The following is a 26730-nucleotide window of genomic DNA, read 5'->3' as shown; positions in this document are numbered from 1 at the left end:
CATCCAGACAGGACTGATAACCGCCTCCGGACTATAGCAGCAAGCTTTAAGTGCTTCAAATAAGGGAAAATTGCTATCATCTGCCGATGACTAAGCCTCCTTCTCCCAGCACCGGCGTTCAACTGCTCGATGTGCCCGCCGACTATGCCGGCCAGCGTATCGACAACTTCCTGCGTACCCAGCTCAAGGGTGCGCCCAAGACCCTCATCTATCGCATCCTGCGCAAGGGCGAAGTACGGGTGAACAAGGGACGCATCAAGCCCGACTATCGTCTGCAGGCCGGCGACCAGATCCGCGTCCCGCCGCTGCGCCTGTCCGAGCCTGACGAGCCGGCGCCCCTGGCCAAGGGACTGCTCGAGCGCCTGGAGGACTCCATCGTCCACGAGGACAAGACCCTCATCGTCATCAACAAGCCGGCCGGCATCGCCGTGCACGGCGGCAGTGGCCTGTCTGGCGGGGTCATCGAGGTCTTTCGCCAGCTGCGTCCCGACGCCCGCGACATCGAGCTGGTCCATCGTCTCGATCGGGATACCTCGGGCCTGCTGATGATCGCCAAGAAGCGCAGCATGCTGCGCTTCCTGCACGAAGCCTTGCGCGGCGACGGCGTGGACAAGCGCTATCACGCCCTGGTGCGGGGCCATTGGCCGGCAGCTAAGAAAAAGATCAGCGCGCCGCTGCTGAAGAACACCCTCAGGTCCGGCGAGCGCATGGTCGAGGTTAACGACGAGGGCAAGGAGGCGCTCACCGAGTTCCGGGTACTGCGGCGCTATGGCGATTTCGCCACCCTGGTCGAGGCGCGGCCGGTGACCGGGCGGACCCATCAGATCCGCGTCCACGCGCGCCATGCGGGGCACGCCATCGCCGGCGATCCCAAGTACGGCGACGAAGCCTTTTCCCAGGGGATCCGCGAACTCGGCGGCAAGCGACTGTTTCTGCACTCGGCGAGTCTGGTGATTCCCTTGCCCGAGGGCGGTGAGCTGCGCCTGGAGGCACCGGTCGACAGCACCTGGAGTCAGACGCTGGAGCGTCTGGATGCCTGACTACCAGCTGCTGATCTTCGATTGGGACGGGACCCTGGCGGATTCCATCGGCCGGATCGTCGAGGTCATGCACGTCGCGGCCGAGCAGTTGGGGTTGCCGCCGCGTAGCGACGTGGCCATCAAGGGCATCATCGGCCTGGAGCTGGTCGCGGCGATCCAGACCCTCTATCCGCATCTGGTGACCCCGGCGCAGATCGAAGGCTTTCGCGATGCCTACAGCGCAGAGTTCGTCCGTCGCGAGCAGGCGGCGTCGCCCCTGTTTCCCGATGTGCTGAGCGGGCTGCAGCGCTTTCGCGCCCAGGGTTATCAGCTGGCCGTGGCGACCGGAAAGAGCCGGCGCGGGCTGGCGCGTTCGCTGCAGCAGCATGGCTTGAGCGAGTTCTTCGACATCACCCGCTGCGCCGACGAGGCCGCCGGCAAGCCCGATCCGCAGATGGTGCGGGAAATTCTCGCCCACTGCGGCGTGGCGCCGGAGCGTGCCCTGCTGGTTGGGGATGCCGTCTTCGACCTGGAAATGGCGCGGCGTGCCGGGGTCGCTGCGGTCGGGGTCGCCTATGGTGCCCAGCCGGCCGAGGTCCTGAGGGATTTCGGGCCGCGCCTGGTGATCGAAGCTTTCGCGGACCTGGCGCTATGGCTGGGTGACAATGTTGTGTGCAGGAGTGATGGCGGGCATGGCTGACGAGTGGAAGGAAGACAGCGGACGTACGCGTCCGGCGGACGACAAGACCTGGGCCCTGATCGAGAAGACCATGCTTGCCAGCGTGCGCGAGCAACGGCGAGCGCGGCGCTGGGGCATCTTTTTCAAACTGCTGACCTTCGCCTACCTGATTGTCATGCTGGTGCTGTTCACGCCCCTGCTGTCCCTGGGCAAGAAGGGCGGGGTGACCGAGTCCGGCGCCCATACTGCGCTCATCGAACTCAAGGGGATGATCGCCGACGACGAGAAGGCCAGTGCCGACAATGTCGTGACGGCGCTGCGCAAGGCCTTCGACGACAGCAACACCCGCGGTGTGGTGCTGCGGATAAACAGCCCAGGCGGCAGTCCGGTGCAATCCGGCTACATCTATGACGAGATCAAGCGTCTGCGCGGCCTGCATCCGGACATCAAGCTGTACGCGGTGATCGCCGACCTGGGTGCCTCGGGCGCCTACTATGTGGCCAGTGCGGCCGATGCCATCTACGCCGACAAGGCCAGTCTGGTCGGCTCCATCGGCGTGACCGCGGCTTCCTTCGGCTTCGTTGGCACCATGGAAAAGCTGGGCGTGGAACGGCGGGTCTATACCTCCGGCGAGCACAAGGCCTTCCTGGATCCCTTCCAGCCGCAGAAGCCCGAAGAAACCCGCTTCTGGCAGCAGGTGCTGGATACCACTCATCAGCAGTTCATCGACAGCGTCAAGAAAGGCCGCGGCGATCGACTCAAGGTCGAGGGCCATCCCGAGTTGTTCTCCGGACTGGTCTGGTCCGGCGAGCAGGCGCTTTCCCTGGGGCTGATCGATGGTCTTGGCAGTGCCAGCTACGTGGCACGGGATGTGGTCAAGGAGGAGCGCCTGGTCGACTTTACCCAGGAGGACTCGCCCTTTGATCGCTTCGCCAAGCGCCTGGGTGCCAGCGTCGCCGAGCGTCTGGCCCTCTATATGGGCTGGCAGGGTCCGGCGCTGCGTTAGCCGCTGCCAGCTGCGGCTGGCCTAGGGCACCTGCAGTCCTGCCTGGCGCAGCAAGGCGGCCAGGCGGATCAGTGGGAGGCCGATCAGGCTGGTGGGATCCTCTCCCTGCATGGCTTCGAACAGGGCGATGCCGAGGCCCTCGGCCTTGAAGCTGCCAGCGCAGTCATAGGGTTGCTCCGCCCGCAGGTAGCGGTCGATCGTCGCAGCATCCAGCGGGCGAAAGCGCACCTGAAAATCCACCACCTCGCTTCGGCACTCGCCGGTCCGACTGTCCAGTACGGCCAGTCCGGTATGGAACACCAGGGTGCGACCGCTGGCCCGGGCCAACTGCTGGTGGGCACGGTCGTGATTCAGGGGCTTGCCAAGAATCTCTCCGTCTATGGCAGTCGCCTGATCCGAACCGATGATAAGGGTCGGCTCCCGCTGATCGGCCAGGGCGGCGGCCTTGGCTCGGGCCAGGCGTTCTACCAGCGCCCGCGGGCTCTCGCCGGATAGCGGCGTCTCGTCGATGTCCGGCGACTGGTGGGCGAAGGGCAGGTGCAGCCTTTCCAGCAATTGGCGGCGGTAAGGCGAGCTGGAAGCGAGTAGAATGAGAGGCATCAGTTTGTTCTCGGGCGAGGTCGACCAAAGGTCGGTCGGAGTCGCTTCGGGGTTAATTTCCTTTGACAGCCGTAAGGCCGTCCCTATAATGGCGCGCTTATGTTGAATGGGCCAATTCCACCTCAGGTCGATCCTCGCAAATTGGCGGATCGCGGCGTAACCCTCAAGGGTGAGCTGCCTCTCGCGAACATGCGGCGTGTCGGCGAGCAGCTCGTGAAGTCCGAAGGCGCGGTTGCCGTCGTCCTCGACTTCGGGCGTGATCAACAAAAGCAATTCGTCATCCATGGTGTCCTGGATACCAAGGTCGAGATGATTTGCCAGCGTTGTCTGGAGCCGGCAGTGCTTCCCATTAGCAGCGAATTCGATTTCGCCGTGCTCTGGGAAGGGAAGTCGGCCGATGCCTTGCCACAGGGTTACGATGCCCTGGAGGTTGGTGACGAACCCCTGGATCTGCATAGTCTGATCGAAGAAGAGCTGCTGCTCGCGCTGCCGATCATTCCCGTGCATCCAGAAGGTGCTTGCCAGCATCCGGAAGGTTTCGAGGCGCCCGAAGAGCCGGCGGACGAGGAAAAGCGACCCAACCCGTTCAGTGTACTTGCGCAGTTGAAGCGTGACCCAAACGTTTAGGAGTTAAATCATGGCTGTTCAGCAGAACAAAAAATCCCGTTCCGCTCGCGACATGCGTCGTTCGCACGACGCCCTCGAAGCGAACGCTCTGTCCGTGGAAAAGAGCACCGGTGAAGTTCACCTGCGCCACCACGTGTCGCCCGACGGTTTCTACCGCGGTCGCAAAGTGATCGACAAAGGTTCCGACGAGTAATTCTCGATCGAAATCGTCATCGCGATCGATGCAATGGGCGGGGACTTCGGTCCCCGCTGCATTGTTCCTGCTTCACTCGACGCCCTCGAGCGTTTCCCCGCCTTACACCTCCTTCTCTGTGGTCAGCGCGACGCCCTGTCGGCCTGGTCACCGCCTGCCTCTCTTGCCGCTCGCCTGCAGTTCGAATACGTCGATGGCCTCGTCGGGCCCGATGAGCGTCCCGCCAGTGTGGTGCGCAGTCGCACCCGTACGTCCATGCATGCCGCGCTCGAAGCGGTACAGCAAGGCCGTGCCCAGGGCTGCCTGAGCGCCGGCAATACCGGGGCGTGGATGGCGCTTGCGCGCCTGCTGCTCGGCACGCTGCCGGGCATCGATCGTCCGGCCATGATGTCGGCGCTGCCCGGGCAGGGCAGGCATCAGACGCTGCTGCTGGATCTTGGCGCCAATCTCGACACCACCGCCGAACAGCTGGTGCAATTCGCCTATCTGGGGGCGGGTGCGGCCCAGGCCCGGGGCGTGGTGCGGCCAAGGGTCGCGCTGCTCAATGTCGGTCGCGAACCGGGCAAGGGCACGCCGGTGATCCAGGACGCCGCACGGCGCCTCGCCGAGAGTCAGGCCTTCGACTTCATCGGCTTCGTCGAGGGCAGCGATCTCTATGCCGCGGTGGCGGATGTGGTGGTTTGCGATGGCTTCACCGGCAATGCCGTGCTCAAGTCGGGAGAGGCGCTGCTGCGCCTGCTGGTCGAGCGCAGCGGCACGGCCTCCTGGCTCGAGCGTCAGTTGCTGCAGCCGTGGCTGGCCCGGCGTTTCCGCCACTGGGATCCGGAGTTGCGCAACGGCGCGAGCTTTCTCGGCCTGAATGCGGTGGTGGTGAAAAGCCATGGCGCGGCAGGCGAAGTCGGTCTCGTTCAGGCCATCGAGCGTTCCCTGCGCGATGTGGAGACTGATCTCCCCGGGCGGATCCGGTTAAACTTGGCGGTTCTGAAAGCGGTGTGACCGACCGGTCGACACCGACATCTCAGTCTGTCAGTGGCGGAACCGCGGTTTCGCCGGCAATGGACCTACAAGAGACCTGCCTATGTCCGCCTCTCTCGCTTTCGTCTTTCCCGGTCAGGGTTCCCAGGCCCTGGGCATGCTGGGTGAGCTGGCTACGCACCACGCGCTGATCGGCGAAACCTTCGCCGAAGCGTCCGCCGTCCTCGGCTATGACCTCTGGGCGCTGACCCAGCAGGGCCCGCAGGAGTCGCTCAACCAGACCGACCGTACCCAGCCCGCCATCCTGACCGCCTCCATCGCGCTGTGGCGTCTGTGGCTGGCCGAGGGCGGCGCCAGGCCGGCCTATGTCGCCGGTCACAGCCTGGGCGAATATTCGGCGCTGGTCGCCGCGGGCAGCCTGCCGTTCGTCGAGGCGGTACGCCTGGTGGCGCGCCGCGGTGAGCTGATGCAGGAAGCCGTGCCCGCCGGGCAGGGCGGCATGGCCGCCATCCTGGGTCTGGAAGATGCCCAGGTGCTGGCCGCCTGTGCCGAAGCCGCCCAGGGTGAAGTGGTGAGCGCGGTCAACTTCAATGCCCCGGGTCAGGTGGTGATCGCCGGTGCCGCCGCTGCGGTGGAGCGCGCCATCGAGGCCTGCAAGGCCTTGGGTGCCAAGCGCGCCGTGGCCCTGCCGGTCAGCGTGCCCTCCCACTGCGACCTGATGCGTCCGGCGGCCGAGCGCTTCGCCGAGGACGTGCGTGGCTGCGCCTGGAGCCAGCCGGAGATTCCGGTGGTGCAGAACGTCAATGCCGGCGTCAACACCGATCTGGCCAGCCTCCAGCAGGATCTGCTGGCCCAGCTGTACAGCCCGGTGCGCTGGGTCGAGTCCGTGCAGTACCTGGCTGCCCAGGGCATCACCCACCTGGTGGAGTGCGGCCCCGGCAAGGTACTGGCCGGCCTGAACAAGAGATGCGTCAAGGGCGTGGAAACACTGGCCCTGGACACCCCCGACGCCTTCGCCGCCGCGCGCGCGGCTTTTTGAATCGAGGAAAACGAGATGAGTCTGCAAGGTAAGGTCGCCCTGGTCACGGGCGCCACGCGTGGTATCGGTCAAGCCATCGCCCTGGAACTGGGTCGGCTCGGCGCCACGGTGATCGGCACCGCGACCAGCGAGGCGGGCGCCCAGCGCATCGCCGAGTCGCTCAAGGCCAATGGCATCGAAGGTACCGGTCTGGTGCTCAACGTGTCCGACAACGCCTCCGTCGCGGCCGCCCTCGAGCAGGTCCAGGCGCAATTCGGCGCGCCGTCGATCCTGGTCAACAACGCCGGCATCACCCGCGACAACCTGATGCTGCGGATGAAGGACGATGAGTGGTTCGACGTGATCGATACCAACCTCAACAGCCTGTTCCGTCTCTCCAAGGCCGTGCTCAAGGGCATGACCAAGGGTCGCTGGGGTCGTATCATCAGCATCGGCTCGGTGGTTGGCGCCATGGGCAACGCCGGTCAGGCCAACTATGCCGCCGCCAAGGCCGGTCTCGAGGGCTTTACCCGGGCGCTGGCCCGCGAGGTGGGTTCGCGCAACATCACCGTCAATGCCGTGGCCCCGGGGTTCATCGACACCGATATGACTCGCGAGCTGCCCGAAGCCCAGCGCACCGCGCTGCTGACCCAGATCCCGGCCGGCCGCCTCGGTCAGGCCGACGAGATCGCCAAGGTGGTCGGCTTCCTGGCGGACGAGGGCGCGGCCTATGTGACCGGCGCCACGATCCCCGTGAACGGCGGAATGTACATGAGCTGACCGACGTTACCCCCGCGCGGCTATTGCGCTAAGCTGGTAAACTGTCGGACCAGCAATGGCCGCGCATACGTCTTGATGTCGCGTCAGCTTGAAATACGGAAATCCCTTTCTATACACTTACGCGCAATCCGTTGTGCGGATTTTTCCTTTAGGAGTGAGAACACGGTATGAGCACCATCGAAGAACGCGTTAAGAAGATCGTCGCTGAGCAGCTCGGCGTGAAGGAAGAGGAAGTTACCAACAGCGCTTCCTTCGTCGAGGATCTGGGCGCCGACTCCCTTGACACCGTCGAACTGGTGATGGCTCTGGAAGAGGAATTCGAGACCGAAATCCCGGACGAGCAGGCTGAGAAGATCACCACCGTCCAGGAAGCTATCGACTACATCGTTGCTCACCAGCAATAAGTAGTCGCCAGTTTCGGACAAAAGAAGCCGCACGTCCTGTAGGGCGTGCGGCTTTTCTTTAGGTCCAAGGTCAAGATCGATGCAATCGGCTGTTTTCAAGAGGGGTGGCCGCCCCGGAAGGACAAGAGGAGTTGGGTGTGTCGCGTAGACGTGTCGTGATCACGGGTATGGGCATGGTATCGCCGCTTGGCGCCGATGTAGCGAGCAGCTGGGAAGGCATCCTGGCCGGTCGCAGCGGTATCGCGCCGATCGAGCATATGGACGTCTCTGCCTTCAGCACGCGGATCGGCGGATCGGTCAAGGGATTCGACGTGGAGCAGTATCTGTCCGCGAAGGAAGCCCGCAAGCTGGATCTGTTCATCCAATACGGTCTCGCCGCCAGCTTCCAGGCCATGCGTGACAGCGGTCTCGAGGTCAACGATGGCAATCGCGAGCGCATGGGTGTCGCCATGGGTTCCGGCATCGGCGGACTGACCAATATCGAGGCGAATTGCCAGTCGCTGCTCGCCCAGGGTCCACGCCGTATTTCCCCCTTTTTCGTACCGGGCTCCATCATCAACATGGTGTCCGGCTTCCTGTCGATCCATCTGGGTCTGCAGGGCCCCAATTACTCCATCGCCACCGCCTGTACCACGGCAACGCACTGCATCGGCATGGCGGCGCGCAACATCGCCTATGGCGAGGCCGACGTCATGGTCGCCGGCGGTTCGGAGATGGCGACCTCGGGTCTGGGTCTGGGTGGCTTCGGCGCGGCGCGTGCCCTGTCGACCCGCAATGACGATCCGACCCGCGCCAGCCGTCCCTGGGATCGCGATCGCGATGGCTTCGTGCTGTCCGACGGTGCCGGCGCCCTGGTGCTGGAAGACTACGAGCACGCCAAGGCGCGGGGCGCCCGCATCTATGCCGAGCTGATCGGCTTCGGCATGAGCGCCGACGCCTTCCACATGACCGCCCCGCCGGAAGACGGCGCGGGCGCCGCTCGCTGCATGAGAGCGACGCTCAAGGATGCCGGTATAGCGCCGGAAGCGGTCGACTACGTCAACGCCCATGGCACCTCCACGCCGGCCGGCGACCTGGCCGAGGTGGCGGCCTTGAAGCAGGTGTTCGGCGAGCAGGCCAAGCGTCTGAGCGTGAGCTCCACCAAGTCCATGACCGGTCACCTGCTGGGCGCCGCGGGCGCGGTGGAAGCCATCTTCACGGTGCTCGCCCTGCGCGACCAGGTGGCGCCGCCCACCATCAATCTGGACAATCCCAGCGACGGCTGCGATCTGGACTTCGTGCCCCACGAGGCGCGGCAGCGGCCCATCGAAGTGGCCCTGTCCAATTCGTTCGGCTTCGGTGGCACCAACGGCAGTCTGGTGTTCCGGCGCTTCGAGGCTTGATCCAGGACTGGCTCAACGGCCAACCGCTGGACCCTGGTCTGCAACGCGATCGAGGTCTGGCCTATGGCGATGGGCTGTTCGAGACCATCGCGGTACGCCGGGGCCAGCCGCGTCTGCTCGACCGTCATCTGCAGCGGCTGGCCACCGGTTGCCAGCGGCTGCGCATTCCCTGCGACCTCGCTCAGCTTGAGGTTGAAGTCCGCGCCTATGCGGCGCTGCTGGGGGAGGGCGTCGCCAAGCTGCTGTACACCCGCGGCGATGGCCTGCGCGGTTACGCCCCGCCGGCCGAACCCGAGGTGCGGCGCCTGCTGCTGGCCTCGCCCACGCCGGCCTACCCACCGGCGCACGCGATCGAGGGCATCGCCCTCTATCCCTGCGCGACGCGCCTGGCTACCCAGCCGTTGCTGGCCGGGCTCAAGCACATGAATCGACTCGAACAGGTCCTGGCGCGCGGGGAATGGACCAGCACCGACTATGCCGAAGGCCTGATGCTGGATCAGGACGGCCGGCCGATCGAAGGGGTGTTCAGCAATCTGTTCCTGGTCTGCGCGGGGCGGCTGCAGACCCCCGCGCTCGATCGCTGTGGCGTGGCCGGGGTGCTGCGCGGTCTGCTGCTCGACCTCGCCGCTCAGGCAGGCATCCAGAGCGAGGTCCGGCCGCTGGCGCTGGACGATCTGCTCGGTGCCGACGAAGTTTTCCTCTGCAACAGCCAATACGGTATCTGGCCCGTGCGCCGGTACGCAGCCGCGAACTGGTCCGTGGGGCCGGTGACCCGTAAACTGCAAGGTTCGATAAACGAGATTCTGGAATAGCCGATGCGCAAGGCGAGAGCTCTGCTTACGGCGGTATTGGCCGCCGGTGGCCTGCTGCTGGTCCTGGCCGGTTGGCGCCAGCACCAGGCACTGATTCAGCCGCTGAAAGTCGACGGCGAGCAACTGATCGAGATCCCCAAGGGCGGGACCCCGGGCGGCAGTCTGCTGCGCCTGGAAGAGCAGGGCGTACTCGACGGCGCCTTCTGGCTGCGCCTGTACTGGCGCTTCAATCTGGCCGGGCAGACGCTGCACAGCGGCGAATACCGTCTGACCCCGGGCATGACGGTGGAGCAATTGTTCAGCCTCTGGCGCAAGGGCGAGGTGGTGCAATACGGCCTCACCCTGGTGGAGGGCTGGAATATCCGCCAGGTTCGCGCTGCGCTGGCGCGCCAGCCCAAGCTCGACCACGACACCGCCGAGCTGGACGATGCGGCCCTGATGAAACGCCTGGGGCTGGACGGCCAGCACCCCGAGGGACGTTTCTTTCCGGATACCTATCGCTATGTGAAGGGCCAGCGCGAATCCGACCTGTTGCGCCAGGCCAATCAGCGGCTGCAGTCCGTGCTCGATCAGGAATGGCAGGCGCGTGATCCCGCGGTGCCCTACAAGGACGCCTACCAGGCGCTGATCATGGCCTCGCTGGTGGAAAAGGAAACGGGCGTCCCCGAAGAGCGCGACGAGATCGCCGGGGTCTTTGTCCGGCGACTGGCGGCCGGCATGCTGCTGCAGACCGATCCCACCGTGATCTATGGCATGGGCGACCGCTATAACGGCCGGATCACCCGCGCCGATCTGCGCGAGCCCTCGCCCTACAATACCTATCTCAACGCGGGACTGCCGCCGACACCCATCGCCATGCCCGGTCGCGAGGCCATTCATGCGGCGCTGCATCCCAAGGAGGGTGACAGCCTGTACTTCGTCGCCCGTGGCGACGGCAGCCATGTCTTTTCCAAGGACCTGGAGGCGCACAACCAGGCGGTCCGCGACTTCCAGCTCAAGCGACGTGCCGACTATCGCTCCAGTCCCGCTCCGCAGACGTCCGAAACCAAGGAAACCCCATGACGGCAAACGGTCTGTTCATCACCCTCGAAGGTCCCGAGGGTGCGGGCAAGAGCACCAACCGCGACTATCTCGCCGAACTTCTTAGCGCCAGCGGGCGCGAGGTGGTGCTGACCCGCGAGCCGGGTGGTACGCCGCTGGCCGAGCGCATCCGCGAGATCCTGCTGGCGCCAGCGGCCGAGCCGATGGCCGTGGATACCGAATTGCTGCTGATGTTCGCCGCGCGCGCCCAGCACCTGGCCCAGGTCATCCGGCCCGCCCTGGCGCGGGGTGCCCTGGTGCTCTGCGATCGCTTCGTCGATGCGACCTATGCCTACCAGGGCGGCGGCCGCGGCGTACCCGTCGAGCGCATCGCTACCCTGGAGGCCTTCGTGCTGGGCGACCTGCAACCCGATCTGACCCTGGTGTTCGACCTGCCGGTGGACATCGGCCTGGCCCGTGCCGCCCGCCGTGGTGCCCTGGACCGGTTCGAACAGGAGCAGCGTGCCTTCTTCGAGGCGGTGCGCCAGACCTATCTGGATCGCGCCCGGGCCGTGCCGGCCCGCTATCGCCTGATCGATGCCTCGCGCAGTCTCGCCGAGGTACAGGCGGAGCTGCGCGCCCTGGTCGCCACCCTGGAGCCGACGCTCGGTGGCTGACGTCTATCCCTGGCAGCAGGACCTTTGGGCGCGGATCTCGCCCCGGCGGCAGCATCCCCATGCCTATCTGCTGCATGGCCCGCGCGGCATCGGCAAGCGTGATCTGGCGGAACGCCTGGCCGCCCTGCTGCTGTGCCAGGCGCCCCAGGGCGATGCCGCCTGCGGCCAGTGCAAGGCCTGTTCCCTGCTCAGGGCCGGGACCCATCCCGATTATTGCGTGATCCAGCCGGAAGAGGCCGAGAAGCCCATCCGTGTCGATCAGATCCGCGGCCTGGTGGACTTCGTCACCCAGACCGCCCAGCTGGGCGGGCGCAAGCTGATCCTGCTGGAGCCGGTCGAGGCGATGAACCTCAATGCCGCCAACGCCCTGCTCAAGAGTCTGGAGGAGCCCTCGGGCGCTACGGTGCTGCTGCTGGTGAGTCACCAGCCGAGTCGCCTGCTGCCCACCGTGCGCAGCCGCTGCGTGCAGCAGGCCTGTCCGGTGCCCTCGCGCGCCGAGAGTCTCGCCTGGCTGGGCGAGCGCCTGCCGGACCTTGAGGAGGAGATCCGCATCCAGTTGCTGGTGCTGGCCGGCGGCTCGCCGTTGGCGGCCCTGCGCCTGCATGGCGAGGACGTGCTCGCCCGCCGGGCCCTGGTGGTGGAGGGGGTGAAGCGCCTGCTCAAGCGCCAGGCGGCGCCCAGTCAGCTGGCCGAGAGCTGGAACGCCGTGCCGCTGCCGCTGCTGCTCGACTGGTTCTGTGAATGGACCCACGGCGTCCTGCGCCAGCAGTGGGGTGGTGCCGATGTCGAAGCCGCACCGGACATGGCCAAGGTACTGGGTTATCTGGCCGAGAAGAGCGCGCCGCAGACGGTGCTGGCCCTGCAGGAATGGCTGCATGCCGAGCGGCAGAAGGTGCTGGGCAAAGCCAACCTCAACCGCGTATTGTTGCTGGAATCGCTGTTGATCCGCTGGGCCGGCCTGGTGCCCGGGCGCTAGCGATCCGCGCGTTCGTCTTGCCTGTCTCGAGAGAATCTCATGAGTTTGCCGCAGAACCTGGGCCCCCGTAATGGCATCCTGTCCCTCACCATCAAGGACAAGTCGGTGCTCTATGCCGCCTACATGCCCTTCATCCGCAACGGTGGCCTGTTCATTCCGACGGGCAAGACCTACAAGCTCGGCGACGAGGTCTTCATGCTGCTCAACCTGATGGACGAGCCGGACAAGATCCCGGTCGCCGGCAAGGTCGTCTGGATCACCCCCAAGGGCGCCCAGGGCAATAGAGCCGCCGGAGTCGGTGTGCAGTTCAACGAAGGCGACAATACCGCGCGCAACAAGATCGAAACCTATCTGGCCGGCTCGCTGAAGTCGGACCGTCCCACCCATACCATGTGATGCCTGCGCCGTCCCGCTCGGGGCGGGGCGTCGCTGCTGATTCAAGGCTATTTCCCGTGCACTTCGTCGACTCCCACTGTCACCTGGATCGACTCGATCTATCCCTTCACGACGGCTCCCTGGACGCAGCGCTGGATGCCGCGCGCGCCCGGGGCGTCAGCCAGTTCCTCTGCATCGGCGTCGATGCCGGCAACGCTCCCACGGTGCAGGCCCTGGCCGAACGCTATGCCGACGTCCACTGCGCGGTGGGCATCCACCCGCTGGACGCGGCCCAGGGCAGTGCCATCGATCTCGACTGGCTGCTGGCGCGGCTGGCTCATCCCCGCGTCGCCGCCATCGGCGAGACCGGGCTGGACTATCACTATCAGCCGGACACCGCCGAGATCCAGCAGCGCTCCTTCGCCCTGCACCTGGAGGCGGCCCGCCGCACGGCGCTGCCCCTGGTGATCCATACCCGCGAAGCGCGGGCCGACACCCTGGCCATGCTGGGCGCCGCTGACCTGCCAGGCGCCGGGGTGCTGCACTGCTTCACCGAGGATTGGGCGACGGCCAAGGCTGCCCTGGACCTGGGCTTCTACATCTCCTTTTCCGGCATCCTGACCTTCCGCAACGCCGCCGACCTGCGCGATGTCGCGCGCCAGGTGCCGGCCGATCGCCTGCTGGTGGAAACCGATTCGCCCTATCTGGCGCCGGTGCCCCACCGCGGCAAGGCCAATCTGCCGCAATTCGTGGTCGAGGTCGCCCAGTGCCTGGCCGACGTGCGAGGCGTCAGTCTGGAGACCCTGGCCGAGCAGACCACGGCCAACTTCCGGCGGCTGTTTCCGCGCGCCATCCTCTAGGCAAAAAAATGGCCCGGGTATCTTGGGATACCCGGGCCGGACCAGCGGTTCGCCTGGACGGAGAGCCGCCTGCCTGGCCCGCGCCGCGGGGGTCGACGCGACCAGTCACTTGAGTATTGGTCAGCTCGGAAAAAGGTCCAGTCGGGATTGGACGTTTTTTAAACAGTTTTGGAATAGCGCTGGCCCGACACTGGCTATCCCGAGCCTTTCAGGTCCCTAGAAGCGCGCCAGTGCCCCGACCAGATCCAGCGTTTGCTCGAGTACGTGCTCGCTGGTATAGAAATGGGGCGACAGGCGGATGCCCGGACCCCGCTGGGCGCAGACCACGTCGGCGGTCTTGAGACGTTCGAACAGTTGGCGGTTGTCCCAGCCCTCGAGCGAGAAGGTGAGGATGCCCGAGCGCCGCTCGACGTTGGCCGGCGAATGCAGGACGGCACCGGGCAGGCGGCGGATATGGCTGTCGAGCAGCTCGATCCGCGCCAGCAGGTCCTTGCCCACCTGTTCCATGCCGGCATCCTCCAGCAGTGACAGACTCGCCTCCAGGGCGACGGCGCCGAGCATGTTGGGGCTGCCGCACTCGAAGCGCATCGCCGTGCTGGCCGGTTGCCATTCGCGCTGGCTGTAGTCGCCGGCGTTGTCCAGCATGTGCCAGCCGTACTCGTGCAGCTTCAGCTGCTCGCGCAGATCGGCGCGGCAATAGAAGACGCCCAGGCCTTCCGGGCCGAGCATCCACTTGTGACCGTCGGCCATGGCGAAGGCGCAGTTGCAGGCCTGGGCATCGAAGGGCAGGGCGCCCAGTTGCTGGATGGCGTCTACACACAGCAGCACGCCCTTGGCGTCGCAGCCCTGGCCCAGCTGGGGCAGGTCCAGGCGCAGGCCGCTGGCGTACTGCACGGCGCTGATGGCCATGAGTCGGGTGCGCGGGCCGCAGGCAGCCAGCAGATTAGCCTCGGGAGTGTCACCCAGGCTGACTTCCACCACCTCGACGCCAAAGCGGGCCAGGGCTTCCCAGACCACCCTGTTGGAGGGGAACTCCTCATCGCTGATCACCACCTGGTCGCCGCTCTGCCAATCCAGGCCGAAGGCAACGAAGGAGAGCGCTTCCGAGGTGTTCTTCACCAGGGCGATGTCGCTGCTGGACGGCGCATTGAGCAGGCGGGTCAGGCGATCGCGCAGGCGCTGTTCCATGACCAGCCAGGTCGGATAGTTGCGCGCGCCGTATTGGCAGTTTTCGGCGGCGAATTCGGTGACGGCCTGCGCAGCGCGCTTGGGCCACGGGGCCACGGCCGCGTGGTTGAGGTATCTCATGGCGTAGGCCTGAGGGAATTCGTGCTTCCAGGAAGACATTGACTCGATCCGTACAATCTGGGTGTGATGGGGCATAATAAGGGGCGCGCCCGCGCGGTTCACCGATGCTTTCGGTGCAGCTCGTCCAAGGTGTGACGAAGTGCCGGTATGCCGAGGGGTGACTGGCGATTCGAAGGCCCTATCCCTTTTCAAAACAACAAGTGGGCTGCCATGCAGAAAGAATCCCGCAAAGTCCGCGAGTTCCGTCGCCGCGAACAGGAAATCCTCGATACCGCCCTGCAGCTGTTTCTCTCCGAAGGAGAAGACAGCGTCACCGTCGAGATGATCGCCGAGGCGGTCGGTATCGGCAAAGGCACCATCTACAAGCACTTCAATTCCAAGGCCGAGATCTATCTGCGCCTGATGCTGGATTACGAGCGGGACCTGGCCGAGCTGTTCCAGTCGGACAACGTCGCCCGCGACCGCGAAGCGCTCTCCCGCGCCTATTTCGAATTCCGCATGAGCGATCCGCAGCGCTATCGCCTGTTCGATCGACTCGAGGAGAAGGTGGTCAAGACGCGTCAGGTGCCCGAACTGGTCGAGCAGCTGCACAGCATCCGCACCTCGAACTTCCAGCGGCTGACCAGTCTGATCGAAGGCCGGATCGACGAAGGCAAGCTCGAGGACGTACCGCCCTATTTCCATTACTGCGCCGCCTGGGCGCTGGTGCACGGGGCCGTGGCCCTTTACCATTCGCCGTTCTGGCGCGACGTGCTGGAGGATCAGGAAGGTTTCTTCCAGTTCCTCATGGAGATCGGCGTGCGCATGGGCAACCGCCGCAAGCGAGACGTCGAAACGCCTGTCCGATCCTAGGGTCCGATAGAGGCAAGGGATGCCGCGCCATCCCTTTTCTCTTGTCCCACTGGAGTACCCCCAAGATGATCGTTGACCGCCAGGGTAGGGCGTTTCGCAACTTGCGGATCAGCCTCACGGCGGCCTGCAACTATGCCTGTACGTACTGCGTGCCCGACGGCAAGCGGCTCGTGGCGGCGCAGGACGAACTCAGTGCCGAAACCATGGCCCGGGGTGTGGAATACCTCATCGATGCCGCCGGTATCGAACGGCTGCGCATCACCGGGGGCGAACCCCTGGTCACGCCGCGGCTGGAACCCTTTCTCGCCCGGGTCTCCCAGCTCGGCCTCAAGGACATCAGCCTGACCACCAACGGTCAGCTGCTGCCACGCAAGCTGGATTTCCTCATCGACCATGGTATCCGTCGCCTCAACGTTTCCCTCGACACCCTCGATGCCGCAGCCTTTCCGCGTCTGGCGCGGGGGGGCGATCTGGCCACGGTGCTGGCCGGACTGGAAGCGGCCCGGGCCGCCGGTCTCAAGATCAAGCTCAACATGGTGCCCCTGCGTGGCCAGAATCTCGACCAGGTGCTGCCGCTGCTGGACTATTGCCTGGAGCGGGGTTTCGAGCTGAGATTCATCGAGCTGATGCGCATGGGGCACCTGGCCAAGAATCCCGCGACCTTCAACAACCAGCTGGTGCCCCTGGCCGAATTGCTGGAGATCATAGGTTCGCGCCATGCCTATGTGCAGGCCGATGCGCCGGTGGATTCCACGGCGCTGCGCTATCGCGTCGAGTCGGGCGGGCACTTCGGCGTCATCGCCAACGAAAGCGTGCCCTTCTGCCGGACCTGCTCGCGGCTGCGCCTGTCGTCCACCGGCTGGCTGCACGGCTGCCTGTCGTCGAGCAACCGCCACTATGTCGGCGATCTGCTGGACAAGCCGCGTCACCTGGCATTGCCAGCGCTGCAGCGGCTGCTGGTCAAGGCCCTGGGCGACAAGCAGGAGGTGGCCTTCTCGGGGGGCGTGACCGTGATGAAGATCATCGGCGGCTGATCTACCGGCTGCGCCTCGAACTGGCGCGAAAGCTGCTAAGGCCCCTGTATCGACGACAACTTGGCGCCGGACAGGGGTCTGCTCTTCATGGTCAAACTGCGTTTTCTATTCATTTCCGTGCTGCTGGCCTGCCTGGGCGGCTGCATGAACGTCAGCGACATGGCGTCCGGTGTCGAGTACCACCTGCGCGACGCGGGGCTGCTCGACTACAGCAAGACCCAGCGGCTGAACAACTTTCGGCTACAGGCCGACTCCTACATCTACATAGCCCAGGGTGCCTTCGTGCCCGTGGGCCATCCCTATGCCCGCCCGAACGTGGTGGCGGAAGAGGCCTTCAAAGGCTTTGTGGAGTACTTTCCGCGGGTAAGGAGAGCAGACAAACCGGAGGGTTTCGACGAGGCCATGGCCAAGGCCCGCCAGCTCGGGGCCCACTATGTGCTCTATACCCGCTTCGCCGGCGCAGACGACCGCATCGGCACCTGGGAGGAATGGGAAGACCAGGACGACATCGGCCGGGTCGGGCGCGATCGCAGCGTCGTGCAGATGATGCTGGTGGAGACCGCTACCTTCCGCCTGGTGGACACGGCGCGGATCCGCAGTCGTGGCGGCTTCCTGACGTTCTATGACGAGCGCCCGGAAGACCTGCTCGGACCGGCGCTCAACGAATATGCCCAACGCCTGCTTGGTTTGGGCTCCCGGTAGAGGAGAAGGGCGTGACCCAGGTTGACGTGACGCGGAATCTGCTGGCGCAGCTGCCAGTCGCTGAGGACGGCAAGCTGCCGCCCGTGGAGCTCTGGCATCCGCCGTTCTGCGGCGACATCGACATGCGCATCGCCCGGGACGGCACCTGGTATCACCAGGGCACGCCCATCACCCGCCCGGCCATGGTACGGCTGTTTTCCACCATCCTGCGCCGCGATCCCGAGCGCTATGTACTGGTGACGCCGGTGGAGTGCGTGGGCATCCAGGTCGAGGATGTGCCCTTTCTGGCCGTGGATGTCGAATGGCGTGGCGACGGAACAGACCAGGCGCTCGATTTCCTTACCAATGTGGGTGACAGGGTCGCCGTCGATGCCGAGCATCCGCTGCGCTTCGCCGAGCAGGATGACCAGCCGGCGCCCTATGTGCGAGTGCGCGGCGGTCTGGAGGCGCGGCTCAACCGGGCGGTGTTCTATCGGCTGATGGAAAGGGTCGAGGAGGGCACCCACGAGGGCCGCTCCTGGCTCGGCCTCTGGAGTCGCGGCAGCTTCTTTCCCGTCGCGCCCGCTGAATAGAGAAAGGGCCCCGAGGGGCCCTTTTTTTACGCTTACATGTTGGGGTAGTTGGGACCACCGCTGCCTTCCGGCGCCACCCAGGTGATGTTCTGCGCCGGGTCCTTGATGTCGCAGGTCTTGCAGTGGACGCAGTTCTGGGCATTGATCTGGAAGCGCGGCTCGCCGCCGTCGCGGACCACCTCGTAGACCCCGGCCGGGCAGTAGCGCTGGGCGGGTTCGTCGTACAGCGGCAGGTTCTGCGCGATGGGGATCGAGGGATCCCTGAGCTTCAGGTGAACCGGCTGGTCTTCCTCGTGGTTGGTGTTGGAGAGGAACACCGAGGACAGCTTGTCGAAGCTCAGCTTGCCATCCGGCTTGGGATAGCTGATGCGCGGCGCCTCGTCGACCTTCTTCAGGCAGGTGTGGTCCATGCGTCGATCGTGCAGGGTGAAGGGCAGGGCGCCACCCAGCAGGTTGTGCTCGACGAAGGCGAAGGCCGGGCCCAGTAGCGGACCGAACTTGTGCATGGCCGGACCGAAGTTGCGGCTGGCGTGCAGTTCTTCCTGCACCCAGCTGCCCTTGAAGCCATCGACGTAACCCTGGAGTTCGTCGCCTTCGCGACCGGCCGCCAGGGCGGCGACGATGGCGTCGGCGGCGAGCATGCCGGACTTCATGGCGGTGTGGCTGCCCTTGATCTTGGCCGGATTGAGGGTGCCCAGGTCGCAGCCGATCAGGGCGCCACCGGGGAAGACCATCTTCGGCAGGGAATTCAGGCCGCCCTTGACCAGGGCACGGGCGCCGTAGGAGACGCGCTTGCCACCTTCCAGGTACTGGGCCACCACCGGGTGGTGCTTGTAGCGCTGGAATTCGTCATAGGGCGAGAGGTGCGGATTGCTGTAGGCCAGGTCGACGATCAGGCCGACCACCACCTGGTTGTCTTCCAGGTGATAGAGGAAGGAACCGCCCGGGTTCTCCTTGTCCAGCGGCCAGCCGGAGGTATGGATCACCAGACCCTGCTCGTGCCTGGCCGGATCGATCTCCCACAGTTCCTTGATGCCGATGCCGTAGTGCTGCGGATCGGCGCCTTCGCCGAGCTTGAATCTCTGGCCCAGCTGCTTGCCCAGATGGCCCCGGCAGCCTTCGGCGAACAGGGTGTACTTGCCGCGCAGTTCCATGCCGGGGGTGTAGACCCCCTCCTTGGGCTGGCCTTCGCGATCCACGCCCAGGTCTCCGGTGATGATGCCGCGCACCACGCCCTGCTCATCGATCAGCGGCTCCTGGGCAGCGAAGCCCGGATAGATCTCCACGCCCAGGGCTTCGGCCTGCTGGCCCAGCCAGCGGCAGAGATTGCCCAGGGAAATGATGTAGTTGCCCTCGTTGTGCATGGGCTTGGGCACGAAGAAATTCGGCACCTTGGTCGCCTGGCGATCACCCTTGAGCAGGTAGATATCGTCGCGTTTGACCGGGGTGTTCAGGGGCGCGCCGAGTTCCTTCCAGTTGGGAAAGAGCTCGTCCAGGGCGCGGGGTTCGAAGACGGCGCCGGAGAGAATGTGGGCACCGACCTCGGAGCCTTTCTCGACCACGCAGACACTGATCTCCTGGCCGTTTTCGGCCGCCTGCTGCTTGAGGCGACAGGCCGCGGACAGGCCCGCGGGGCCGGCCCCGACGATCACAACGTCGAATTCCATGTATTCGCGTTCCACGGCTCACTCTCCTCAGGCAAAACTCACGATCTGGTTATTTATGTAGGGGTGCAACAAAAGACTTCATTATATCCGGCGTGCTCCCTGGCACCCATTCAAACGTTTGTTTAAATTTTCTGCAAGCCTGTTAGACTCGGGAGTTACTGGCCCCTGACGGACTGTCGCGTTGACCCCTGCTGCCGTGGAGGTCAACATAAGAAGGATTTGCAACACGGTGTGGACCGACAGGGGTCGTGTCCAACGCAAGGCCGCCTTGGCGTCCTGTTTATTCACCAGAATAAATCGAGGGATTCATGAAGGTTCTCGTAGCTGTCAAACGCGTGGTGGACTACAACGTCAAGGTCCGCGTCAAGGCCGACCAGACCGGTGTCGACCTGGCCAACGTCAAGATGTCCATGAACCCCTTCTGCGAGATCGCCGTGGAAGAAGCGGTGCGCCTGAAGGAAAAGGGTATCGCCAGCGAGATCGTGGTCGTGACCGCGGGTCCCGCCCAGGCGCAGGAACAACTGCGTACCGCCCTGGCACTGGGCGCCGATCGCGCCGTGCTGATCGACACCGGCACCGCCGAGCTGTCGTCGCTGACCACCGCCAAGCTGCTCAAGGCCGTGGTGGACAAGGAACAGCCGCAGCTGGTGATCCTCGGCAAGCAGGCCATCGACAGCGACAACAACCAGACCGGCCAGATGCTGGCCGCTCTGACCGGCTTCGCCCAGGGCACCTTCGCCTCCAAGGTGGAGCAGGCCGCCGACGGCCTCAACGTGACTCGCGAGATCGATGGCGGTCTGCAGACCGTGGCGCTCAAGCTGCCGGCGGTGGTGACCACCGACCTGCGCCTCAACGAGCCGCGCTACGCCTCGCTGCCCAACATCATGAAGGCCAAGAAGAAGCCGCTGGAAACCCTGACCCCGGACGCCCTGGGCGTGGCGGTGAAAGCCTCCTACGAGGTGGTCAAGGTGGAAGCTCCGGCGGGTCGTCAGGCGGGCATCAAGGTCAAGTCCGTGGCCGAGCTGGTCGAAAAACTCAAGAACGAAGCTAAGGTGATCTGATGGCCATTCTCGTCATTGCCGACCACGACAACGCCAACCTCTTCGGCGCTACCCTGAACACCGTTGCCGCGGCCCAGGCCATCGGCGGCGACATCCATGTGCTGGTCGCCGGCCAGAATGCCCAGCCGGTCGCCGACGCCGCCGCCAAGCTCGCCGGCGTCGGCAAGGTGCTGCTGGCCGACAACGCCGCCTATGCTCACCAGCTGCCGGAAAACGTCGCGCCGCTGGTGGTCGAGCTGGCTGCCAACTACAGCCATGTCCTGGCCGCTGCCAGCACCAATGGCAAGAACTTCCTGCCGCGCGTCGCCGCGCTGCTGGACGTCGACCAGATCTCCGAGATCATCGCCGTCGAATCCGCCGACACCTTCAAGCGGCCGATCTATGCCGGCAACGCCATCGCCACCGTGCGCTCCACGGCGCCGATCAAGGTGATCACCGTGCGCGCCACCGGTTTCGATCCGGTCGCCGCCGAGGGCGGTTCCGCCGCCATCGAAGCCGTGGGCCTGGTCAAGGATGCCGGCATCTCCAGCTTCGTCGGCGAAGAGCTGGCCAAGTCCGACCGGCCCGAGCTGGGCGCCGCCAAGGTGGTGGTCTCCGGTGGTCGCGGTCTGCAGAACGGTGACAACTTCAAGATCCTCTACGCCCTGGCCGACAAGCTGGGCGCGGCGGTGGGTGCCTCGCGCGCCGCGGTGGACGCCGGCTTCGTGCCCAACGACATGCAGGTCGGCCAGACCGGCAAGATCGTCGCGCCGCAGCTGTACATCGCCGTCGGCATCTCCGGGGCCATCCAGCACCTGGCGGGCATGAAGGATTCCAAGGTGATCGTCGCCATCAACAAGGACGAGGAGGCGCCGATCTTCCAGGTGGCCGACTACGGCCTGGTGGGTGACCTGTTCGAATTGATCCCCGAGCTGGAAAAGGCCATCTGAGGCCCACCCCCGTGCAAGAGCCCGCCCTTTGGCGGGCTTTTTCATGGGCGCGGCAAGGCCTCTGACGTCAAGGAGGGATGCGCCGGTTCCCTGTCGTTTTTGGACATTGCCGCCCCGGGAAGGGAAGGGTTAAGGTCAGGCCTAGCTGTACCGGTATACCTTCAGGGTAGCCTGCTACTGTTCCGCTTTCGTCCAGGAAGACGCCATGACCAATCTGTTGCTCTACCAGCGCATCGCCCAGCAACTGGCGAACGACATCCGCACGGGGGTCTACAAGCCCGGCGAACGGGTGCCGTCGGTGCGCAAGCTGAGTCAGCAGTTGGGCGTAAGCCATGCCAGCGTGCTGCAGGCCTATGCCACCCTGGAAGACCAGGGGCTGATCCGGGCCCGGCCGCAGTCGGGCTTCTATGTGCACCAGACCCCGGCGCTGACCGCGCCGACGCCGGACATCGCCACGGTGGAACGGCCCAGCCTGGTGACCCGCGCGGGCATCATCAACCAGGTGCTGGCGGAATCGCGGCGGGAAGGCGTGGTGCCCCTCGGCATGGCTGTCCCCCAGCCCGACTACCTGCCCTTGCGGGCCCTGCACCAGCAACTGTCCAAGGTGACGCGCTTCCAGGCCCGCGCAGCCTTTTCCTATCTGCACAGTCCGGGCTACGAGCCCCTGCGCCGCCAGGTGGCCATCCGCCTGCGCGATGCGGGGGTGGTGGTGGGTCCGGAAGAGGTGGTGATCACCCATGGCTGCGTGGATGCGCTGCAGATGTCGCTGCGGGTGCTGACCAAGCCGGGCGATCTGATCGCCACCGAATCGCCGTCCTACTACGGGCTGCTGCAGCTAGCCGAGGTGCTGGGGCTCAAGGTGATCGAGATCCCCTGCGATCCGGAAACCGGGCTCAGCGTTGAGGCGCTGCAGCTGGCCGCGAGCCAGTGGCCGGTCAAGGCCCTGGTGGTGGCCGCGCGCCTGAGCAATCCACTGGGGGGCAGCATGCCGGAGGCGCGGCAGAAGCAGCTGCTCAGGCTGGCGGCCGAGCGCAACATCGTCATCGTCGAGGACGACATCTATGGCGAGCTGACCTACGACAGCGGCTCCAAGGCGCTCAAGGCGCTCGACAAGCAGGGTCGGGTCATCTACTGCTCGAGCTTTTCCAAGACCATTTCGCCGGGCGTCCGCATTGGCTGGGTGGTGGCCGGGCCCTACCAGGAAGACATCTGCCGCCTGCAGACCTTTACCACCCATTCCGCCTGCAGCGTGACCCAGATGGGCGTCTCCGCCTATCTGGAGAACGGCGGCTATGACCGCCACCTGCGGGCCATCCGCCAGGAATACCGACGCAACATGACCGCCTTCCAGCTGGCGATCCAGGAGCACTTTCCCGAGGGTACCCAGATGAGTCGGCCCAATGGCGGCTTCATCCTCTGGGTCAGCCTGCCGGTGCGGGTGGACACCCGTCTGCTGCACCAGCGCGCCCTGGATCAGGGGGTGAGCATCGCGCCTGGCATGATCTTCAGCAACACCGACCAGTTCAATCACTGCATCCGCCTCAATTGCGGTCTGCCCTGGGGGCGCGATGCCCAGCGGGCGCTGATGACCCTCGGGCTGCTCGCCCGTCAGCTCTGCCAGGAAAGCCTGGCCGCCTAGCGGCACGCCTGGAACCCGCTGTAGGGCAGCGGAGTCGGTTGTAGAGACTGACCCCTATCGCGCCCGGTGCTTTGCTCCGGGAGCGACACCCTGAGTGTGGTGGGCCCCATGCGTGGATACCTGGCAACGACGGCGCTGGCCGTAACCCTGCTGTTGGCGGGCTGCGATAACGAGTCACCGCCCGTCACGGCCAAGGCGCCTCCTACAGCGGCTCCAGCGCCAGAAGCGCCGAAGCCATCGGTGGCAACCGATCCCCAGAGCAGCGCCGCCGATCTGCGCGCCTACCGCCTGGACCCGCTCCCGACCAGGGCCTTCGTGCTGCCTGCACCGCCGCCCAAGAAACAGGACCTGGCCAGGAACAGCCATCTCAAGAAGCCTGCCGTGCCCAAGCCGGCCCCGGCTGTCGCCCATCCGCTCGACCTCAGCGTGCCCGGTGAAGCGGCTGCGTCCCAGTCGGCGAGCGCTCGCCGACTGGGCGCAGGCAAGACCGACAACAACGTCGCCGAGGCGGGGCTGCTGCCACAGCTGTTTCGCAAGGAGGGCGACCCCGGTCGTTTCGAATTGGGCGGTCGGGTGATCAGTCGGGATCGCAGCGACGACTTCGAAGGGGCGGAGGTCCAATTGCGCTTTCGGCGCTAGTCCGTTGCTGCCAGGTGGTCGGTACTGAACACCGGCCCGGAACTTCATCGCCGCAACGCTTGCCGACAGTTCAGGTGGCGGACACAACGTCTGCCCGGATTCGGGAGCGTTCCATGCCCAGTGCGACAGGCAAGATTCGTTATGCAGTGGTAGGCGGTGGCTGGATTTCCCAGGGCGCCTTCATGCCCGGGGTTGGCCAGACCAGCAATTCCGAGATGACCGCCCTGGTTACCGGCGATCCCGTCAAGGCGCGCGATCTGGCCGCCAAGTACGGTCTCAAGAGCTATACCTACGAAGAATTCCCGGCGCTGCTGTCTTCCGGCGAGATCGATGCGATCTACCTGGCCACGCCCAACTTTCGCCATCTGGAGTTCGCGGTACCGGCGCTGGACGCCGGCATTCACGTCCTGCTGGAAAAGCCCATGGCGATCAGCGAGGAAGAATGCCTGGCGATCAACGCCGCGGCTGCGCGCTCCGGGGCCAAGTTGATGATCGCCTATCGACTGCACTGCGAGCCGGGCACGGTGGAAATGATCGAGCGGGTGCGCAACGGCGAGATCGGCGATCCGCGCCTGTTCACCTCGACCTTCACCCAGCCGGTCGACACGGCCAACCACCGCGCCCAGAGCGGTTTCTGGGCCGGCCCCGTCACCGACATGGGGCCCTATCCACTCAATGCCGTGCGGTCGCTCTTTGGTGACGAGCCCATCGAAGTCAGTGCTGTCGGGGTGCAGACACCCGGGCGCGACATCACCACCTGGGATGCCGTGACCGTGACCTTGCGCTTTCCCGAGGAGCGGCTGGCGACGTTTTCCGTCAGCTTCAGCGGCCCCAACACCGAGCGCTTCCAGCTGGTGGGTCGCAAGGGCGAGATCGAGGCTTCACCGTGCTTCGGTTTCGGCGAAGGCGTCGCCATCGGCTATCGCCTGACCGTGGAGGGGGAGACAGCAGAGTTCAAGGCGCCGGTGGTGGATCATTTCGGCGGCGAGACGGCCTATTTCTCAGATTGCATTCTTCAGGATCGCCAGCCGGAGATGGATGGGGAGGAGGGCTGGCGCGACGTGCGCGTGCTGGCGGCCATCGAGCGCGCCCTGCAGAGCGGTCAACCGCAATCCCTGGAGCCGCTACCCAAGCGCCAGGGGCCGACCCGCGAGCAGGTGCGCAGCCTCCCACTGGCGGAGGTGCCGGAATACGTCAACACCAAGGTCCCGCTGGAGTCCTGAGACCACGAAGCCCTGCCGCACGTGATGTGGCAGGGCTTCGTCCGGACAACCAGGGTGCGCGATCAGCGGTCCTGGGCCTCCTTGGCATCCATCTCGGCATTGCGCTGCCGGATCTTGGATTTCTGTTCGTCGGTCAAGGGCACCTTGCGCGCCGTGTCCTTGAGCATGAGCAGGCTGCCGACCACCGAGCCGATGGCGACCAGCAGGATCAACCAGGCATACCAGGGCATCTTTCTTCTCCTTGAGTGGCTATATCGCTTCGACCACGGGAGCGGCTGTCAGTGCGCCCGGCAGCTCGCATTCGTGCGTCTGGCCCAGGCGGCGTAACCCAGGTCGTAGAGCCAGTTGAACGCCAGGGTATAGGGCAGGAAGAACAGGATCAGTCCCAGGTCCAGCAGCAGCGCCTGCCAGAGACCGATGGACAGCCACCAGGCGGCCAGGGGCACCAGCACCACGATCAATCCCCCTTCGAAGCCGAGGGCGTGCAGCAGCCGGACACCCAGGCCACGGCTGAAGCCCAGGCGCTCCTGCAGTCGATCGAAGCCCAGGTTGAAGATCAGATTCCAGAGCATGGCGATGGCGGAAAAGGCAGCGGTAAGCAGGCCCATGTGCCCGAGTGAGCGATCCAGCAGCCAGGCCAGGGTCGGGGTGGCGAGCAGCACGGCGATGCCTTCGAAGAGCAGGGCATGCAGCACGCGGGCACTGGCGGGACGCTGGGTGAGCGGAATGGACATGAGACGACTCCACGATGGACAGGCCCTCAGTCTCATCGGTTAAGCTGGGGAGATCAAAATGGATTCCATAGGCTGAGCCGATATGTATCCCAATGCCGAAGCCCTCGAGGCATTCGTCGAGGCGGCCGCGACAGGCTCCTTCAGTGCGGCGGCCCGGGTGTTGGGCAAGCGTCAGTCCAGTATCAGCGAAAGCATCGCCCGGCTGGAGGACGAATTGGGGTTACCGCTGTTCGATCGCCAGGGCCGCTACCCGGTGCTGACGGCGGCCGGCGAGCAACTGCTCGACCAGGCCCGTGCCGTGCTCTCGGCCCATGACCGCCTGGCCAATCGCGCCACCCAGCTCGCGGCCGGCGTGGAGCCCCGCCTGACGCTGGTGATTTCCGATACCTACCAGCCCACCCGCTATGAAGCGCTCCTGGCCGAGCTGGACCAGCGCTATCCGGATCTCGAATTCGAATGCCTGATCGCCGAAGACGCCGATGTGCTCAACTTGGTACAGGGGCGGGCGGACCTGGGCCTGCTGGCGGGTCAGCCGCCGTACCCGGCGGATATCGAGGCCGCGACCCTGGATGGCCTGGTGACCTTTGGCCTGTACGTGGCTGCCGATCACCCGCTGGCGGCGCTGTCGCGGGTCACCACGGCTGACCTCGCGCCCTATCGCCTGTTGCGTCTGAGCACCGTGATTGAATCCTCCCAGCAGGTCTGCCGTCTGCCGGACACCCGCGGGCGCTGCTGGTCGGCGCCCGACTATCTGCTGCTGCTGGACATGGCGGTGCAGGGGTTCGGCTGGGCCGAGCTGCCGCTCTGGTTGGTGACGAACTTCGGTCAGGACCGCCTGGTGGAACTGGCCGTCCCTGGCTGGCCGCAGCGGGTGGCGGTGGATGTGGTCTGGTCGCGCCGGCGGCCGCTGGGTCCGGCGGGCAACTGGCTGCGCGAGCGATTGCTCAAGCCGAGTTGAAGGAGGGGA

The 26730-nt window shown here is 65.5% G+C and carries 31 protein-coding genes; 26 read left to right on the top strand and 5 right to left on the bottom strand.

Going from position 1 to position 26730, the window contains the following annotated elements:
• Window positions 1-86: 86 nt before the first annotated feature.
• From rluC to sppA, 3 genes are read left to right on the top strand one after another with little or no spacing between them, the layout of a single operon-like run.
• Window positions 87-1040, top strand: coding sequence for a 23S rRNA pseudouridine(955/2504/2580) synthase RluC (gene rluC, locus QE393_RS13285; protein ID WP_310043956.1), 954 nt, complete (start codon window positions 87-89; stop codon window positions 1038-1040).
• On the top strand, window positions 1033-1719 hold the full coding sequence (locus tag QE393_RS13280) for an HAD-IIIA family hydrolase (protein WP_273807840.1): 687 nt from the start codon (window positions 1033-1035) through the stop codon (window positions 1717-1719). Before rluC ends, QE393_RS13280 begins: the two co-directional genes overlap by 8 nt.
• Window positions 1712-2704, top strand: coding sequence for a signal peptide peptidase SppA (sppA, locus tag QE393_RS13275; RefSeq protein ID WP_273807839.1), 993 nt, complete (start codon window positions 1712-1714; stop codon window positions 2702-2704). The genes QE393_RS13280 and sppA overlap by 8 nt, the downstream gene beginning before the upstream one ends.
• 21 nt (window positions 2705-2725) lie before the next feature.
• On the opposite strand, the gene QE393_RS13270 is transcribed toward sppA, so the two are convergent.
• Entirely contained in the window at window positions 2726-3304 is a 579-nt protein-coding gene (locus tag QE393_RS13270) for a nucleoside triphosphate pyrophosphatase (RefSeq protein ID WP_273807838.1), read from the bottom strand.
• Window positions 3305-3403: 99 nt separating this feature from the next.
• Here QE393_RS13270 and QE393_RS13265 point away from each other — a divergent pair, with 99 nt between their 5' ends.
• The 13 genes from QE393_RS13265 to QE393_RS13205 all read left to right on the top strand — a co-directional run bounded on the left by QE393_RS13265 (window position 3404) and on the right by QE393_RS13205 (window position 13403).
• Complete coding sequence (locus tag QE393_RS13265) at window positions 3404-3931, top strand: YceD family protein (protein ID WP_273807836.1); 528 nt, start codon at window positions 3404-3406, stop codon at window positions 3929-3931.
• 10 nt (window positions 3932-3941) lie between these two features.
• A complete protein-coding gene (gene rpmF, locus QE393_RS13260; protein ID WP_007160601.1) occupies window positions 3942-4124 on the top strand; it encodes a 50S ribosomal protein L32 in 183 nt (60 codons plus the stop codon).
• Between the two features lie 6 nt (window positions 4125-4130).
• A complete protein-coding gene (gene plsX / locus QE393_RS13255; RefSeq protein ID WP_405046300.1) occupies window positions 4131-5120 on the top strand; it encodes a phosphate acyltransferase PlsX in 990 nt (329 codons plus the stop codon).
• A gap of 82 nt (window positions 5121-5202) precedes the next feature.
• Complete coding sequence (fabD, locus tag QE393_RS13250) at window positions 5203-6138, top strand: ACP S-malonyltransferase (protein ID WP_310043952.1); 936 nt, start codon at window positions 5203-5205, stop codon at window positions 6136-6138.
• 15 nt (window positions 6139-6153) lie between these two features.
• Window positions 6154-6897: a 3-oxoacyl-ACP reductase FabG gene (gene fabG, locus QE393_RS13245; RefSeq protein WP_273807828.1), complete on the top strand. Its 744-nt coding sequence runs from the start codon at window positions 6154-6156 to the stop codon at window positions 6895-6897.
• A 167-nt stretch (window positions 6898-7064) separates the two neighbouring features.
• Entirely contained in the window at window positions 7065-7301 is a 237-nt protein-coding gene (gene acpP, locus QE393_RS13240) for an acyl carrier protein (protein WP_007160597.1), read from the top strand.
• Window positions 7302-7438: 137 nt separating this feature from the next.
• Complete coding sequence (gene fabF, locus QE393_RS13235; RefSeq protein WP_310043948.1) at window positions 7439-8683, top strand: beta-ketoacyl-ACP synthase II; 1245 nt, start codon at window positions 7439-7441, stop codon at window positions 8681-8683.
• Window positions 8683-9495, top strand: a complete 813-nt coding sequence (gene pabC / locus QE393_RS13230; RefSeq protein WP_310045637.1) for an aminodeoxychorismate lyase — start codon at window positions 8683-8685, stop codon at window positions 9493-9495. The genes fabF and pabC overlap by 1 nt, the downstream gene beginning before the upstream one ends.
• Before the next feature lie 3 nt (window positions 9496-9498).
• On the top strand, window positions 9499-10557 hold the full coding sequence (mltG, locus tag QE393_RS13225) for an endolytic transglycosylase MltG (RefSeq protein ID WP_273807821.1): 1059 nt from the start codon (window positions 9499-9501) through the stop codon (window positions 10555-10557).
• The gene (tmk, locus tag QE393_RS13220; protein ID WP_310043946.1) at window positions 10554-11192 is read left to right on the top strand and encodes a dTMP kinase; all 639 of its coding nucleotides are present in this window, start codon (window positions 10554-10556) and stop codon (window positions 11190-11192) included. The genes mltG and tmk overlap by 4 nt, the downstream gene beginning before the upstream one ends.
• A complete protein-coding gene (locus tag QE393_RS13215; protein WP_310043945.1) occupies window positions 11185-12168 on the top strand; it encodes a DNA polymerase III subunit delta' in 984 nt (327 codons plus the stop codon). Before tmk ends, QE393_RS13215 begins: the two co-directional genes overlap by 8 nt.
• 39 nt (window positions 12169-12207) lie before the next feature.
• Window positions 12208-12564, top strand: coding sequence for a PilZ domain-containing protein (locus QE393_RS13210; RefSeq protein WP_017641886.1), 357 nt, complete (start codon window positions 12208-12210; stop codon window positions 12562-12564).
• A gap of 56 nt (window positions 12565-12620) precedes the next feature.
• Window positions 12621-13403, top strand: coding sequence for a TatD family hydrolase (locus QE393_RS13205; protein WP_310043942.1), 783 nt, complete (start codon window positions 12621-12623; stop codon window positions 13401-13403).
• A gap of 216 nt (window positions 13404-13619) precedes the next feature.
• On the opposite strand, the gene QE393_RS13200 is transcribed toward QE393_RS13205, so the two are convergent.
• Window positions 13620-14750 carry an aminotransferase class V-fold PLP-dependent enzyme gene (locus QE393_RS13200; protein ID WP_310043941.1) on the bottom strand — a complete coding sequence of 377 codons (1131 nt, stop codon included), beginning with the start codon at window positions 14748-14750 and terminating at the stop codon, window positions 13620-13622.
• A 171-nt stretch (window positions 14751-14921) separates the two neighbouring features.
• Between QE393_RS13200 and QE393_RS13195 the strand changes: the two genes are divergently transcribed.
• From QE393_RS13195 to QE393_RS13180, 4 genes are all read left to right on the top strand, one after another.
• Window positions 14922-15563: a TetR/AcrR family transcriptional regulator gene (locus QE393_RS13195; RefSeq protein ID WP_007160588.1), complete on the top strand. Its 642-nt coding sequence runs from the start codon at window positions 14922-14924 to the stop codon at window positions 15561-15563.
• Between the two features lie 65 nt (window positions 15564-15628).
• On the top strand, window positions 15629-16597 hold the full coding sequence (locus tag QE393_RS13190; RefSeq protein WP_273807816.1) for a GTP 3',8-cyclase MoaA: 969 nt from the start codon (window positions 15629-15631) through the stop codon (window positions 16595-16597).
• An 87-nt stretch (window positions 16598-16684) separates the two neighbouring features.
• Window positions 16685-17299 (top strand): DUF4823 domain-containing protein, encoded by a 615-nt coding sequence (locus QE393_RS13185; protein WP_273807815.1) that lies wholly within the window; start codon window positions 16685-16687, stop codon window positions 17297-17299.
• Window positions 17300-17310: 11 nt separating this feature from the next.
• Window positions 17311-17871, top strand: coding sequence for a DUF1285 domain-containing protein (locus QE393_RS13180; RefSeq protein WP_405046251.1), 561 nt, complete (start codon window positions 17311-17313; stop codon window positions 17869-17871).
• 32 nt (window positions 17872-17903) lie between these two features.
• Here the strand turns inward: QE393_RS13180 and QE393_RS13175 are convergent, their stop codons facing one another.
• Window positions 17904-19553 (bottom strand): electron transfer flavoprotein-ubiquinone oxidoreductase, encoded by a 1650-nt coding sequence (locus QE393_RS13175; RefSeq protein ID WP_273807814.1) that lies wholly within the window; start codon window positions 19551-19553, stop codon window positions 17904-17906.
• Window positions 19554-19846: 293 nt separating this feature from the next.
• Here QE393_RS13175 and QE393_RS13170 point away from each other — a divergent pair, with 293 nt between their 5' ends.
• The 5 genes from QE393_RS13170 (at window position 19847) to QE393_RS13150 (ending at window position 25029) form a co-directional block, all read left to right on the top strand.
• Window positions 19847-20599, top strand: coding sequence for an electron transfer flavoprotein subunit beta/FixA family protein (locus QE393_RS13170; RefSeq protein ID WP_133862694.1), 753 nt, complete (start codon window positions 19847-19849; stop codon window positions 20597-20599).
• Window positions 20599-21528 carry an FAD-binding protein gene (locus QE393_RS13165; RefSeq protein ID WP_310043938.1) on the top strand — a complete coding sequence of 310 codons (930 nt, stop codon included), beginning with the start codon at window positions 20599-20601 and terminating at the stop codon, window positions 21526-21528. Before QE393_RS13170 ends, QE393_RS13165 begins: the two co-directional genes overlap by 1 nt.
• 205 nt (window positions 21529-21733) lie before the next feature.
• Window positions 21734-23167 carry a PLP-dependent aminotransferase family protein gene (locus tag QE393_RS13160; RefSeq protein ID WP_310043937.1) on the top strand — a complete coding sequence of 478 codons (1434 nt, stop codon included), beginning with the start codon at window positions 21734-21736 and terminating at the stop codon, window positions 23165-23167.
• 240 nt (window positions 23168-23407) lie between these two features.
• A complete protein-coding gene (locus QE393_RS13155) occupies window positions 23408-23806 on the top strand; it encodes a hypothetical protein (protein ID WP_310043934.1) in 399 nt (132 codons plus the stop codon).
• Window positions 23807-23919: 113 nt separating this feature from the next.
• Window positions 23920-25029: a Gfo/Idh/MocA family oxidoreductase gene (locus tag QE393_RS13150; RefSeq protein ID WP_310043932.1), complete on the top strand. Its 1110-nt coding sequence runs from the start codon at window positions 23920-23922 to the stop codon at window positions 25027-25029.
• 62 nt (window positions 25030-25091) lie between these two features.
• Here QE393_RS13150 and QE393_RS13145 read toward each other — a convergent pair whose 3' ends face one another.
• Both QE393_RS13145 and QE393_RS13140 read right to left on the bottom strand, forming a co-directional pair.
• Window positions 25092-25259, bottom strand: a complete 168-nt coding sequence (locus QE393_RS13145; RefSeq protein WP_017641898.1) for a DUF2897 family protein — start codon at window positions 25257-25259, stop codon at window positions 25092-25094.
• Between the two features lie 48 nt (window positions 25260-25307).
• Window positions 25308-25763, bottom strand: a complete 456-nt coding sequence (locus QE393_RS13140) for a multidrug/biocide efflux PACE transporter (RefSeq protein ID WP_273807806.1) — start codon at window positions 25761-25763, stop codon at window positions 25308-25310.
• 82 nt (window positions 25764-25845) lie between these two features.
• Between QE393_RS13140 and QE393_RS13135 the strand changes: the two genes are divergently transcribed.
• Complete coding sequence (locus QE393_RS13135; RefSeq protein ID WP_273807805.1) at window positions 25846-26721, top strand: LysR family transcriptional regulator; 876 nt, start codon at window positions 25846-25848, stop codon at window positions 26719-26721.
• Window positions 26722-26730: the final 9 nt, after the last annotated feature.

Origin of the sequence: Pseudomonas sp. SORGH_AS_0211 (genome assembly GCF_031453455.1) — a bacterium.
Classification (GTDB): Bacteria; Pseudomonadota; Gammaproteobacteria; order Pseudomonadales; family Pseudomonadaceae; genus Chryseomonas; species Chryseomonas aestiva.
The sequence above is the reverse complement of the archived record's forward strand: the minus strand, read 5'-3'. Positions and strand labels throughout refer to the sequence as shown.